Source organism: Peribacillus simplex (assembly GCF_001578185.1).
In the GTDB taxonomy this organism is placed as follows: domain Bacteria; phylum Bacillota; class Bacilli; order Bacillales; family DSM-1321; genus Peribacillus; species Peribacillus simplex_A.
The window spans coordinates 4884276-4897404 of the sequence record NZ_CP011008.1 but is presented as its reverse complement, the minus strand read 5'-3'; the positions used below and the strand labels follow the sequence as shown (position 1 = coordinate 4897404).

At 43.4% G+C, this 13129-nt stretch carries 14 protein-coding genes; 11 read left to right on the top strand and 3 right to left on the bottom strand.

The features are described 5' to 3' along the window. Positions 1-97: 97 nt before the first annotated feature. From UP17_RS22990 to UP17_RS22970, 5 genes are all read left to right on the top strand, one after another. A complete protein-coding gene (locus UP17_RS22990; RefSeq protein WP_061465459.1) occupies positions 98-1315 on the top strand; it encodes an NAD(P)/FAD-dependent oxidoreductase in 1218 nt (405 codons plus the stop codon). A 231-nt stretch (positions 1316-1546) separates the two neighbouring features. After that, a complete protein-coding gene (locus UP17_RS22985; protein ID WP_061465458.1) occupies positions 1547-2047 on the top strand; it encodes an NUDIX domain-containing protein in 501 nt (166 codons plus the stop codon). A gap of 108 nt (positions 2048-2155) precedes the next feature. After that, positions 2156-2473, top strand: coding sequence for a YuiB family protein (locus tag UP17_RS22980; protein ID WP_061465457.1), 318 nt, complete (start codon positions 2156-2158; stop codon positions 2471-2473). A 590-nt stretch (positions 2474-3063) separates the two neighbouring features. Further along, positions 3064-4326 carry a group II intron reverse transcriptase/maturase gene (gene ltrA / locus UP17_RS22975; protein WP_061465456.1) on the top strand — a complete coding sequence of 421 codons (1263 nt, stop codon included), beginning with the start codon at positions 3064-3066 and terminating at the stop codon, positions 4324-4326. A 161-nt stretch (positions 4327-4487) separates the two neighbouring features. Further along, entirely contained in the window at positions 4488-5183 is a 696-nt protein-coding gene (locus UP17_RS22970) for a 3D domain-containing protein (protein WP_061465455.1), read from the top strand. A 64-nt stretch (positions 5184-5247) separates the two neighbouring features. Here the strand turns inward: UP17_RS22970 and UP17_RS22965 are convergent, their stop codons facing one another. After that, positions 5248-6036 carry a cobalamin-binding protein gene (locus UP17_RS22965; RefSeq protein WP_061465454.1) on the bottom strand — a complete coding sequence of 263 codons (789 nt, stop codon included), beginning with the start codon at positions 6034-6036 and terminating at the stop codon, positions 5248-5250. Positions 6037-6045: 9 nt separating this feature from the next. Continuing rightward, on the bottom strand, positions 6046-6528 hold the full coding sequence (locus UP17_RS22960) for a divergent PAP2 family protein (RefSeq protein ID WP_061465453.1): 483 nt from the start codon (positions 6526-6528) through the stop codon (positions 6046-6048). Positions 6529-6803: 275 nt separating this feature from the next. On the opposite strand from UP17_RS22960, the gene UP17_RS22955 reads away from it, so the two are divergent. Then, positions 6804-8309 (top strand): leucyl aminopeptidase, encoded by a 1506-nt coding sequence (locus UP17_RS22955; RefSeq protein WP_061465452.1) that lies wholly within the window; start codon positions 6804-6806, stop codon positions 8307-8309. 61 nt (positions 8310-8370) lie between these two features. Here UP17_RS22955 and UP17_RS22950 read toward each other — a convergent pair whose 3' ends face one another. After that, entirely contained in the window at positions 8371-8700 is a 330-nt protein-coding gene (locus UP17_RS22950; protein ID WP_155727468.1) for a YuzC family spore coat inner layer protein, read from the bottom strand. Between the two features lie 320 nt (positions 8701-9020). Here UP17_RS22950 and UP17_RS22945 point away from each other — a divergent pair, with 320 nt between their 5' ends. From UP17_RS22945 to UP17_RS22925, 5 genes are all read left to right on the top strand, one after another. Further along, positions 9021-9770, top strand: a complete 750-nt coding sequence (locus UP17_RS22945; protein WP_061465450.1) for a GTP cyclohydrolase II — start codon at positions 9021-9023, stop codon at positions 9768-9770. 14 nt (positions 9771-9784) lie between these two features. Then, a complete protein-coding gene (ribD, locus tag UP17_RS22940) occupies positions 9785-10885 on the top strand; it encodes a bifunctional diaminohydroxyphosphoribosylaminopyrimidine deaminase/5-amino-6-(5-phosphoribosylamino)uracil reductase RibD (protein ID WP_061465449.1) in 1101 nt (366 codons plus the stop codon). A gap of 16 nt (positions 10886-10901) precedes the next feature. Then, positions 10902-11996 (top strand): FAD-dependent monooxygenase, encoded by a 1095-nt coding sequence (locus UP17_RS22935; RefSeq protein WP_061465448.1) that lies wholly within the window; start codon positions 10902-10904, stop codon positions 11994-11996. 15 nt (positions 11997-12011) lie between these two features. Beyond that, positions 12012-12575 carry a 5' nucleotidase, NT5C type gene (locus tag UP17_RS22930; protein WP_061465447.1) on the top strand — a complete coding sequence of 188 codons (564 nt, stop codon included), beginning with the start codon at positions 12012-12014 and terminating at the stop codon, positions 12573-12575. Between the two features lie 138 nt (positions 12576-12713). After that, positions 12714-13106, top strand: coding sequence for a hotdog fold thioesterase (locus tag UP17_RS22925; RefSeq protein ID WP_061465446.1), 393 nt, complete (start codon positions 12714-12716; stop codon positions 13104-13106). The last annotated feature ends 23 nt before the right edge of the window (positions 13107-13129 follow it).

Genomic DNA, 13129 nt, shown 5'->3' with positions numbered 1-13129 from the left:
TAAGAGTGCTTTTTATAATGGAAATTAAAAAGATAGACAATAGATTTTAGTTATGGAAAGCATCACAAGAAAATATCGTAAAGGTGGACGAATACTTTTGAAAAAGCCAACTATCGTTGTTTTAGGAGCAGGTTATGGTGGACTGATGACTGTTACTCGCTTACAGAAGGCATTAGGTCAAAATGAAGCTGAAATCGTATTAGTTAACAAAAATGATTACCACTATGAAACAACATGGCTGCATGAAGCATCTGCTGGTACGCTTCATCATGATCGTGTGCGCTATCCAATCAAAAGTGTCATTAACGGCAGCAAAGTTAAATTCATCCAAGATTCTGTTTTGGAAGTGAAAACAGAAGACAAAAAAGTCATCCTTGAAAAAAGCGAAATTTCTTATGATTACCTAGTGATTGGACTTGGACCGGAATCGGAAACATTCGGAATCCAAGGGCTAAAAGAATATGCTTTCTCTATCTCTAACGTGAACACTGCACGTGAAATCCGTGATCATATCCAATTGCAATTTGCTACGTACAGTTCTGAGGTCGAGAAAAATGAAGACCGCTTGACGATCGTTGTTGGCGGAGCAGGATTTACGGGTATCGAATTCCTTGGCGAATTAGCTAACCGTGTCCCTGAACTTTGTAAAGAATACGATATCGATTTCCAAAAGGTTCGTATGTACTGTGTAGAGGCAGCACCAGCCGTCCTCCCTGGCTTCGATCCGGAATTAGTGGATTATGCAGTTTCCTACCTTGAGAAAAAAGGTGTGGAATTCAAAATCGGTACACCGATCAAGGGGGCAACTCCTGAAGGTATCATCGTCGCAAGAGGCGAAGATGAAGTGGAAGAAATCAAGGCGGGGACCGTTGTATGGGCAGCTGGCGTGCGTGGTAATTCAGTGATTGAAGCATCAGGTTTTGAAGCAATGCGCGGACGTATTAAAGTGAACCTTGACATGCGTGCACCGGGTCATGACGATATTTTCATTGTAGGGGATTGCGCGTTGATCATCAACGAAGAAATTAATCGCCCATACCCGCCTACTGCACAAATCGCCATGCAACAAGGTGAAGTCATTGCGAAGAACCTGACTAAATTGGTTCGTAACGAAAGTGACCTTGAAACATTCACTTTCGAAAACAAAGGAACGGTATGTTCACTTGGTGATGACAATGCGATTGGAGTTGTGTTCGGCAAGAAAGTTACAGGCAAGACTGCATCATTCATGAAGAAAATGGTTGATAACAGAGCATTGCTAATGATTGGCGGAGCTTCCTTGGTTGCTAAGAAAGGTAAATTCAACGTCCTTTGATTTTTTCGATAGATAAGTGATGGCCATTTGGGGATTTTCCCTGAATGGCCTTTTCAATGGCATCTATCGATGAGCGTGACATGAAGCGGAGACGGGGAGTATGCACCTATCATATGTGGAATATAATGGGGGCAAGGATGACGAAGCACTAGATTTAATAATCCTCCCCTTTGACCGCTTTGGCATTACGTATGTACTCTAGCGGTTTGGAGTTTACACTACTTATAATGAATGCAGGGGAAGTGGGTTTTGGTGGAAAGATGCAAAAATGTTTGGCTGGCAGTGTCCGGCCTTGTGATATCTGCTAAAGGCGAGTGGCTGGTCGTGAACAAAAGGTATGGTGGATTGAAAGGGCAGTGGTCGCTTCCGGCAGGTTTTGTCAAAAATGATGAAACCGTTGATGAAGCTGTTGTAAGGGAAGTGTTGGAGGAGACGGGCATTCATACAGAAATCGAAGGCATTGTTGGCGTTAGAAGCGGAGTCATCAAAGGGGATATAAGTGATAATATGTTGGTATTTTTACTTAAACCGGTCAGTTTTGAAGTCACTGCTCAATTGGATGAGTTATATGAGGCTAAATTTTATGACCCTGATTTACTCATACAAGAGGGGAAGCAATCGTTATTATTGGAACAGCTTTTAGCTTTTGAAAAGGAAAGAGTGCAGACGATGCTTGATGGGTTGAATCCGGGAAATCATTTTGGCTATACATCATATAAATTATTCATGTGATTTGGGTAATTATCTTTTCTTCGGCATTATTTGGCATTAAGTCGTTGACGTAGCAATTATTTTTTCAGTAAACTAAAGGTGTCGCTTTTAAGGAGGGTCAAGAATAACATGCCATTGCCTGTTTTAATTATCTCAATACTCTTATTTTTCATATTGTTTTTCGGAATTGGCTTTTTGCTGAATATGCTCTTCCGTTCTTCTTGGATTATGGTCATCTTATTTCCAATCGTCTTCATCATCATTGTCAATGAAACAAAGCTAATAGAATATTTTAGAAATCCGGGAATATCTTTTTCTAATCTTGGAACGAACCTTACAGCCCTGCATACGGCAGACATCATTATTTTATCAAGCGGGCTGCTTGGCGCGGTTTTAGCTGGTGTGGTCATCAGGATTCTAAGGAATAAAGGATATCAAATGTTTTGATAATGGGAAGGGCCGTCATTTATGGACGGTCCTTTTTTTGGTGCGCCCGGCATGGGTGCAATCTATAGGGTGTAAGTCCCGAACCATGAAGGCAGTAGTAATGGTTAGCTTAATGCAAGGGTGTCCACGGTGACGTGGAATCTGAAGGAAGCAAGCGGCAAACCTCCGGTCTGAGGAACACGAACTTCATATAAGGCTAGGTATCATTGGATGAGTTTGCCAAACAAAACAAAGTCCTTACTGCCGAAGGTGGTACAGAGTAAATGAAGCAGATAGATGGAGGGAAAGATTGCACTCTTACCCGGGGAGGTCTGATGACAGCCAAGTACACTTGGTAACCTGTCCAGTGATGGACAGCTGAATCATCAGAAGTCAGCAGAGGTCATAGTACTTATCTACTCGAGAAGATAAGGAAGGACCGAACAGATTAAGGAGGATGAATACTAGGCGTTCGTTATCTGCAAAGAAGCAAACAATTCCTAACGGAACTTATTTGAAGGAAGATGTGGTGAATACACGAGGAACTTCAAAAGGGTGGAGCAGATAAAGGCACAAATAGACCATTTATCCACGTAGAAAGGATATCAACGATGTTAATGGAACAGATACTAGAGAGGGAAAACTTAATACAGGCATTGAAGCGTGTAGAAAGAAATAAGGGAAGCCATGGTGTAGATGGAATGCCGGTTCAAAACCTGAGACCGCACCTCGCAACCGAATGGTACAACATGAAAACTGCCCTTTTACAGGGTACCTATCAACCGCAGCCCGTCCGTCGTATCGAAATCCCGAAACCAAACGGCGGAGTTCGGTTATTGGGTATTCCAACCGTTCTAGACCGTTTCATTCAACAAGCCATTGCCCAAATATTGACCAAGATATATGACTCAACCTTTTCGGAGAATAGCTATGGATTTCGTCCTAACAAACAAGGTCACCAGGCGGTTCGAAAGGCAAAGTCCTATATAGCCGAAGGTTATACATGGGTAGTGGATATGGACTTGGAGAAGTTCTTCGATAAAGTGAATCATGACAAGCTCATGGGAATGTTAGAGCGAAAAATTGAAGATAAACGAGTTCTCAAACTGATTCGTAAATACCTTCAAGCAGGCGTTATGATAGGCGGACTTTTTCATAAAAGTGAGGAGGGAACTCCGCAAGGAGGTCCATTGAGTCCTTTACTATCTAATATCATTCTGGATGAACTAGATAAAGAACTGGAGAAGCGGAATCTTCGATTCGTGAGGTATGCAGATGACTGTAATATCTTCGTGAGGACAAGGAAAGCCGCCAATCGAGCCATGAGTAATCTCACATCCTTTATAGAGAGTAAATTGAAATTAAAGGTTAATTATGAGAAAACAAAGGTTGATCGTCCTTGGAACAGAACATTTCTCGGTTTTAGTTTCACAAGGTCAAAGAAGAACCCGAAGGTTCGATTGGATCAACAATCGCTGAAGAGAGTAAAGAAACGAATTAGGGAAATGACCTCGAGGAAATCACCAATACCCATGGAATTCAGAATAGGTAGGGTAAAACAATACCTTAGAGGATGGGTAGGATATTTCGCTCTCATTGATACCCCGAACATATTGAGGAGATTAGATTCATGGATTCGAAGAAGGCTCAGGATGTGCCTATGGAAACAGTGGAAGCTACCAAGAACGAGAGTAAGAAAACTCAAAGGGCTAGGTGTACCCTCCGGAAAAGCACATGAATGGGGAAATAGTAGAAAAGGCTATTGGCGTATTGCTCATAGCCCCATTCTACAGAAAACCCTCAACAATGCTTATTGGCACAATCAAGGGTTAGAAAGTTTATATGAACGATATACAAAACTACGTCAGACTTAAACTGAACCGCCGTATACCGAACGGTACGTACGGTGGTGTGAGAGGTCGGAGGCTAGGTGCCTCCTCCTACTCGATTAAGAAAAATTGGATCTTTTCATGCTTTATGAATACTTTCTCTCTGGAAAGGGAACAAATATCCTTGTGAGAGGAGTGGAATACATATGAAGATTGTAAAGGCATTATTTTTGAGGGTTGCTATTATCATATTATTTATCTTGGCCATCGATTCAACCTTAAATCATGTTTTTGGGGCTATGCCTGAAGATCATCCTTTTGAAGGGGCAATGAGACAACATCGAATGCTTGGTCTCGAATATAAAGCGATCCATAGTGGAGGTCAAGTGGCAACGCTAATGTCTTCCGCATCCACGGGCAATGGTGGTCCTACGACGATATTGGAGGCAATCGAGCTCTTGAAATATCCGAAGCATGAAGTTTTGGCTACAGGATATACAGCAGGGTATGAATCAACGGGAAAGTACCCGGAGAGCCCATCTTATGGAATCACTTATTCAGGTGTGAAGGTGAAACGGGATCTGTTTTCAACCATAGCCGCTGATCTTGCCGTATTCCCCCTCGGAACCATCCTTTGGATTCCGGGCTATGGATATGGGGTTGTAGCGGACAAGGGCGGGGCGATCAAAGGAAACCATCTGGATCTATACTATGACACCGTACAAGATGTGTACGAGAAGTGGGGAAAGAAAACCCTTGAAGTTTATGTTGTGCAAAAAGGGAACGGCGAGTTATCTGAAGAACAGCTAAACAAGTTGAATGAAACCAAGATCAGGCAAGTATTCAAGCCTAAAATCGCCGGAAAAACATTGAACGAGAATGTATCTTCCTTTGCTTTTTAATGAAATGATGGAGTTAAAAAAGCTGCCACAATTGGGGCAGCTTTTTTGTTCATTCGAAACGCCCTTAAGCCATGCCTTTGTACTCCTCAGGATGCAGAGTCTTTGCCAATTTTGACAGCCCATCCAGTAAACGGGGGGAAGGCCGGCAAAATAAGGGTTCTTCCATAATGTGGATATTGTTAGCTCGGACTGCCTTCATATCGGCCCAACCTTGCCGTTTCTTGACAAGCGCCGGGTTGACTTTTCGTAATGGGACACCGACCCAAGCTAAGCAAATATGGTCGGGATCCTTTTTCTGAACCTCCTCGGACGTGACTTGAATGCTTGCCATTTCCACATCTTCGAAAAGATTATATCCTCCCGCAAGAAGGCTGATCTCGGATAACCAGTTAACTCCCCCAGGGCTGAATAAGGGATTTGGCCACCATTCCCAATATAGGGACGGCTTTGTTTCGATTTTGTCGGCGACATTTTTATATTGAAGGATGGCATCCCGGAATTTTGCTGCCTGCTCCTCTGCTTTATCATTAAGATTCATGGCCCCGCCCAAGGTCAGCAAATCCTTTGCGATATCTTCAAGTGATTGCGGATTGAAGATGATGTGAGGGAGGTTCCGTTCTTTTAATCCTTCAATATTTTTTTCCATACCCGGTACACTAAGGGAAGCCAGCACCAAATCGGGTTTCAGTGATTCTACATGATCGATATCAATCGATAAATCAGGCCCCACTCTAGGAAGGTGCTGTATGGTTTCAGGCCAGTCAGAGTAGTCATCGATAGCGATCAGCTGATCTTCTATCCCTAGATATGTGCAGAGTTCCGTATTGCTGGGGCAAAGAGAGATTATTTTCAAATTGACCACCTACCCTTGAAAGATGAAAAAGTGAAGTGCCAGTGCAATGAATACTCCGGTCAAGGCTCCGAAAAATACCTCGATTGGCTTATGGCCCAACAGTTCCTTTAATTGTTGCTGTTTCTGTTTATCCGCTTTTTTCTGCCAGTTTTTTGCTTGCTCGACTAATGTATTGAAGTCCGTGACGAGCTGGTTCAAGACGGCTGCCTGTTCTCCTGCCTGCCGTCTTACTCCTGTCGCATCGAACATCGTGATGACGGCAAAGATCGCGGCAACGGCAAATACAGGAGAATCCATTCCGGTTTCAATCCCTACTGCTACGGTTAAAGCTGACACGGCCGCAGAGTGGGAACTTGGCATACCGCCTGTGGAGTTAAGAAGTGACCAGTTAACTTTACGAAAAGCTATGAAGTGGATGGGCACTTTAATGAATTGAGCAAAGAAAATGGCAATCAATGCTGCGATTAAAGGGAAGTTGAGAAATAATTCCAAGAGTATCAGCCTTCTTTCTAGTTATAAGTAACGATGAAATCCATATATGGGTAAATAAGAAATCCTGCTCGGTACAAGGCCCTTATTATTAGTTCCATTCAGTCCTGTCGATTCCCTGCTGGTTATTAGTATTAAATATGATCTTCCTTATACTATTACTCTAAAGGGGCACATTCTAAACAATATCCCTTGTTAATATTATTTTCATGGGCCTAATTCGAAAATTTCGAAAGATTTCGTTATAATGAAGGTAATCGAATGGAGGAGGTAGCAGAATGTTCACAGTAAAAGATTCCTTGAATATAGATTTGATTGACGAATGCCTGATTCTAGGCGTATTTGACAGACCCGTAAAATTCACAGGCATAGGGAAAGAGGCAGATGAACGATTAGATGGTCAGCTAACCGAGTTAGTGAAAGCGGGAGAAATCCCTTCCAAGAAAAAATCAGTAGTTAAAATACATACATTAGGTAAATTAGGCATAAAGAGATTGATTTTTGTAGGATTGGGCAAGGAAAAGGAGCTATCCTTTGAAACGCTGCGAGAAGCATTTGGAAAAGCGCGTAAAACGATCAAAGAATCCAGGCTAACGACGCTATCTATTGCTCTGGATACATTCACGACCGAAAACCTGGATGCATTGGACGCAGCGCATGCTTGTTCCGAGGCTTTTGAACTTGCTTCCTATAAATTTGACGGATACAAGCAAAAATCGAACCAGGTCGAAAAAAGCCTTGAATCGATTACGGTTTACAGTGAATCGGATAAAGAAGAGGTCGGGGCCGCACTTCATGTAGGGAAAGTCTTCGGAAGGGCGACGAACTCTGCAAGAACATTGGTTAACACACCAGGCAATTTGTTGACTTCCACGGATATGGCGGATTATTCATCTACTTTGGGCGAACGTTATGGCTTTGAAGTGGAAATCCTGGAGAAGGAGGATATGCTCAAATTGGGAATGGGAGCCCTTCTTGCTGTCAATCAAGGTTCAGTCGAACCTCCGAAAATGATCGTCCTGAAGTACCAAGGTAAAGATGAATGGAAAGATGTAATCGGGTTGGTTGGTAAAGGCATCACATTCGATACCGGTGGATACTCATTGAAAACGAAGGCCGGAATCGTTGGAATGAAGACGGATATGGGCGGTGCCGCAGCTGTTTTAGGTGCAATGGAAATTATCGGCGAATTAGGGCCGGATCAAAATGTCGTGGCTGTCATTCCATCCACTGATAACATGATCAGCGGTGAAGCACTCAAGCCGGATGATGTGATCACTGCCATGAGCGGCAAGACGATAGAGATATTGAATACGGATGCGGAAGGCCGGCTCGTTTTGGCGGATGCCATAACTTACGCTAAACATCATGGTGCCGACTACCTTATTGACGTTGCTACATTAACGGGGGGTGTTATAACGGCCTTGGGCATGGATATGACGGGTTCAATGACCAATGACGCAGAATTCTATGAACAAGTGGTTAAAGCCTCAGAGGAGGCCGGGGAGCCTATGTGGAGATTGCCTATTACAGAAAAGGACAAAGAGCGGGTACGCAATAGTAAAATAGCGGATTTAAATAATTCACCTGGCGGGGCAGGACATGCCATCATGGGTGGAGCCTTCATAGGCGAATTTGCCGAAGACACTCCGTGGGTCCATCTGGATATTGCTGGAACATCCACAACCTCGAGCAGCTCCGAATTGTGCACGGCGGGGGCGACAGGTGTGATGGCACGAACGCTTGCACTATTTGTTGAAACCTTTGAATCGAAAACAAAATGAACCAAAAAGGATCCGAAGCCGAAAATAGGCTTCGTTTTTTTTACAAAAAAGGTGTTGGACGTTATATATCCCTCCATTTCAAGCTGATGATGATATGACAATTTTCATCCCCTGTTTTGGGATAGAAATCAAAACGGATCCCATCAGGGTTATACTTGATATCAGGTTCGTTTTTAATCCCTATCTTTCGGATCATATCAACCACTAAACTCTTATTCGATGCTTGGGCGGCAGTCATCAACCTGTTTGAGAAAGGCTTGGATGTGGCTAATGTATCCATGACTTTTTTTACATCAAGCAATAAAGCTTGCGATGACTTTGCCGATTTAACTAACAGATCTGGATTGGTTGCCGAGTATGGACGCAATGTTCCTTCCAGTTCCCGATTCATGTTCACTGACCCTACGGGAAGCGGAAATAGGCCAGGGTCATATAAAAAATAAGGGAAATCCTCCAAAAGGTTTCCTTCCTTTCCTAAAGTCAGTCTATAGACACGTTTTCTTTATACGTTAAAATATGTATAAAGGCCAGCCGTTATGATTACGGATTATGGATAACCCTTTTCGAAAAAAAATCTTCTTGAATTTATGAAGAAAGACACACTATTATTTGTAAACTGCTTCATTGACAGGTATAGTGTATAGTAATATACTTACTTACCTAAAGTAAGCAGAAGGCACACTATAAAATTATAAAATAGGTGATGTTAACATGAAAATAACCCAGCAAACAAAAGACCTTTTAATAGATAAAATGAATATTCTTAAAACTCCGGGAAAGGCTGATATATGCCTAGTGGGGCCTGTGAACCTGCCTATTGAACAAGGTGAATTCTCAACGGTTTTTCAATGGTATACATGGCTCCAGCTCGATGGTGAGGATAATGACAAGGAAGCGGTGCTTGATTCACTTTCGGAAGCCAACCTTGCTTTTGGCCAGCAATCCTCCGTGTTGGTGTATGGGGATTTTAAAAAGTCGGAGGATGCACTGGTCCGGATGCATAGCATCTGTCACACAGGTGATATCTTTGGCAGTAAACGCTGTGATTGCGGCTACCAGCTCCACCAATCGATGAAGATGATAGCCGAGCATGGGTGCGGGGCCATTTTTTACCTTGCGGACCATGAAGGAAGAGGGATCGGCCTTTTTTCCAAATCTCTTGCATATTTACTTCAGCAGGAAGGTTATGACACGGTCGAGGCGAATCAGGCTTTAGGATTCGAAGACGATACGCGGTCTTACGAGGGAGCCATTCGAGTGCTGAAGGAACTGCGTGAGGATCCGGTCACTTTAATTACGAATAACCCTAAAAAGTTGGACGCACTTATGAAGCATGGACTAGCGGCAAAGGACCATATCCCGCTTTGGGGCGGTTTGACGGAAGATAATAGTTTCTATCTGGATACAAAGGTTAAGAAGTCTGGACACATACCACACAAGAAGCCAACTTTGATTGTATAAGGAGAGCTAAACGCATGAATGATGATCAATATTACATGAAGCTTGCACTGGATTTGGCGGCAAGTGCTAAAGGAAAGACGAATCCAAATCCAGTTGTCGGTGCAGTCATAGTTAAAGACGGTGTGATAGCCGGGACAGGAATCCACCGTAAAGCGGGTGAACCGCATGCAGAGGTACATGCTTTCAAAATGGCGGGTGAGTATGCAGAAGGGGCAACGCTATACGTGACTCTTGAGCCGTGTTCTCATTATGGAAAAACCCCTCCTTGTGCAAATTTAGTGAAAGACTCAGGTGTACGGCGGGTTGTAGTGGCTACGCAAGATCCGAATCCGGAAGTTGCGGGCAGAGGTATATCGATCATAAAGGATGCAGGCATTGAAGTGGAAGTTGGCGTCCTGGAGAAGGAAGCTCAAAGACTGAACGAGCGTTTTATTCACAATATGCTGACGAGCCGTCCATTTGTCATTTCAAAGTATGCGATGACACTCGATGGAAAACTTGCAACACACACAGGCCATTCAAAATGGATAACAGGAGAAGAATCCCGTCATTCCGTTCATTTGCTCCGGGATGAGGTCGATGCCATTCTCGTTGGAATCGGGACTGTTTTGGCCGATGATCCATCACTTACGACCAGACTTCCGGAGGGCGGAGGGAAAAATCCGATCCGAATCATTTTAGACAGTGAATTACGTGTTCCAATGGAAGCCAATGTTGTCCAGGTATCAGATGCGAGGACCATGATCGTAACGCAGGATCATGCACCTGCCGATAAAATGGCAGCTCTACGTGAAAAAGGGATCGAATTCATTTTCGTCCCCAAAAACGATTCGGGCCTGAATTTAAGGACCTTGATGGAAGAGCTTTATAAAAAGGGGATTACGGATGTCTTGCTGGAAGGTGGAAGCGAAGTGAATGCTTCTTTCCTAAGGGCAGGGCTCATCGATAAATACTTGATTTATATAGCTCCTAAACTATTGGGCGGACGAAACTCACTAACACCGTATAGTGGAATGAATGTAGATACGATGGATGAAGCGATGGATGTTTCCTTCTCTGGCGTGGACACGTTTGGAGAGGACATACGCATCACGGCTTATCCTAAATTAAAATAGACAACAGGTGATAGGCATGATGGTTAAGTCAGATGTATGCATAGTCGGATCGGGGCCTGGAGGAGCGCTGCTAGCCTTTCTATTGGCCAAACAGGGCATTTCAGTCGTCCTGCTCGAGAGGCATTCTGAAGTTGCACGGGAGTTCAGGGGCGAATTCCTGAACGAAGAAGGAGAAGGCATTCTGAAAAAGCACGGTTTATTCGAGAGTCTGGAAAGGCTTGGCTTGCTTAGGATGGAACAAATCGAATATTGGCATGATGGCCAAATGTTTAAAAGGATTTTCCCAGAATTGCCGGTAGATCATGTTGGGATTCATGTCCCTCAGAATCATCTGCTTACTGCTATATTGAATGAAGCTGAAAAGCTGGACTCTTTTCAATTGATGATGAATACGAGGGTTACGGACTTGATTCAGAATGAAATGGGCCGGTTTTCGGGTGTTAAGGCCCGAAAGGATGGAAATGAACTGGAAGTGCATAGTTCATTGATAATCGGAGCGGACGGCAGATTTTCCATGGTTCGAAAAAAAGCGGGGATACCAGTAGTTATTAAAAATCATGGCTATGATTTACTGTGGGCAAAAATTCCCGCTCCAGAGGGGTGGAAGCCCTCGATCAAGATGGCATTGGTCAATGACTCCCAGGTTGCCCTCTTCACCCAGGCTGGAGGTTTCATCCAAATTGGATGGAATATAGAACATGGTTCATTTCCCCATTTGCGAAAACAGCCCTTTGAGCCATTCATTGAAGATTTGCTTATCGCCTTTCCTGAACTAAAAAAGGTTGTGTGTGAAAATATCCGCTCTTGGAATGACTTCATTTTATTGGATGTTTACAGCAGCTATTGTGAAACGTGGACAAAGGATGGCGTTGCTTTATTGGGTGATGCAGCCCATACGATGACGCCTACGGGTGCGTTTGGACTCAATTGTGCCATGAAAGATGCCGATATATTAGCCGATCTTATTAAAGGATGCATCATGTGGGAGGATACTGGCTTCCTTGGACTTAAAATCGCTGAACCGGAAAGAAAAGCCGAAATTGAAAGATTACAGGCCATGCAGGTGGACAAGGAAATTTCCTTCGCAGCACAGTTTGCCGCTAATGTTTGAATAGGAGTGAAGGATATGAAATTCGGTTTTGATATTGACGATACCCTTATTAATTTGAGGGAGTTCGCTTTCCATCTTTATAATAAAAAGCTTGATATGAACATAGAGTTAACGAAATTCAGAGCTTTAAAGACGTTAGAGATCCATGAAGCTTTCGGGCTTGATAAAAAGGCTGGGGGCAAGATGTGGAACAGCCTTGCCGAGGAAGTGTATTATTCATCCTGTCCAGCCTTCGAGGGAGCAGTGGAAACGCTGCAGGAGCTTGAACGCGATGGCCATGAAGTCTATTACATCACAGCCAGAAAAGCGGAGCATGGTGAACGGACGAAAAAATGGTTGATTGAAAACGGCTTTCCCGTTAAGGATGACCAATTTTACTGCGGCATGAAGGATCATGAAAAAATTGATACGATTCGCAGATTGGAATTGGATTATTATTTTGATGATAAACCGGCAGTGCTGGAAACTTTATTGGATATCCCAACGAAAGTGTATGCAATGGATAACTCCTATAACAGGGATTTGGATATTCCAAGACTGACAAGCTGGTTTGAATTAAAAGAAATACTCTCCAAATAATCGAATTCTCATAATGAGGGATGACTTGAATAGACTTGAGTCATCCTTTTTATGTATACTATAATGAATGGTTATTCATTTTTCGGAATTAAATGAATCATTTCGTTGTAGAAAAAAACATGAGTTGGGGGTATTGGGATGGAGAGAAATATTGAAAGTTCTTTGATAGGCACGCTTGGGATAGAAATGAAGGAAATCGGTGATGGGAAAGTCATTGCGACGATGCCGGTGGATGAACGAACTAGGCAGCCGTATGGATTATTGCATGGGGGGGCGTCCGTTGCCCTTGCGGAATCCGTTGCGAGTTTTGGCGGAATCCAGCTTGTAGATAGGACAAAACAAGCTGTCGTCGGTCTTGAAATCAATGCCAATCATGTAAGGAGTGTCCGTTCTGGTTTGGTTACTGCAGAAGGGAACATAATCCATCGCGGGAAGACGACGATGGTATGGGACGTGAAAATCCGTGATGAAGAGGATCGTCTTATCTGCATTTCACGCTGTACATTGGCCGTTATCGACTTACCAAAGTGAATCAGGGAACTATCGCTTTGAAA

What these genes read in the sequence shown, in the direction of transcription:
- UP17_RS22985 (WP_061465458.1), top strand. Translation starts at nt 1,547, where the DNA reads ATGCAGGGGAAGTGGGTTTTGGTGGAAAGATGCAAAAATGTTTGGCTG.
- UP17_RS22980 (WP_061465457.1), top strand. Translation starts at nt 2,156, where the DNA reads ATGCCATTGCCTGTTTTAATTATCTCAATACTCTTATTTTTCATATTG.
- ltrA (WP_061465456.1), top strand. Translation starts at nt 3,064, where the DNA reads ATGTTAATGGAACAGATACTAGAGAGGGAAAACTTAATACAGGCATTG.
- UP17_RS22970 (WP_061465455.1), top strand. Translation starts at nt 4,488, where the DNA reads ATGAAGATTGTAAAGGCATTATTTTTGAGGGTTGCTATTATCATATTA.
- UP17_RS22955 (WP_061465452.1), top strand. Translation starts at nt 6,804, where the DNA reads ATGTTCACAGTAAAAGATTCCTTGAATATAGATTTGATTGACGAATGC.
- UP17_RS22950 (WP_155727468.1), bottom strand. Translation starts at nt 8,700, where the DNA reads ATGAATCGGGAACTGGAAGGAACATTGCGTCCATACTCGGCAACCAAT.
- UP17_RS22945 (WP_061465450.1), top strand. Translation starts at nt 9,021, where the DNA reads ATGAAAATAACCCAGCAAACAAAAGACCTTTTAATAGATAAAATGAAT.
- ribD (WP_061465449.1), top strand. Translation starts at nt 9,785, where the DNA reads ATGAATGATGATCAATATTACATGAAGCTTGCACTGGATTTGGCGGCA.
- UP17_RS22935 (WP_061465448.1), top strand. Translation starts at nt 10,902, where the DNA reads ATGATGGTTAAGTCAGATGTATGCATAGTCGGATCGGGGCCTGGAGGA.
- UP17_RS22930 (WP_061465447.1), top strand. Translation starts at nt 12,012, where the DNA reads ATGAAATTCGGTTTTGATATTGACGATACCCTTATTAATTTGAGGGAG.
- UP17_RS22925 (WP_061465446.1), top strand. Translation starts at nt 12,714, where the DNA reads ATGGAGAGAAATATTGAAAGTTCTTTGATAGGCACGCTTGGGATAGAA.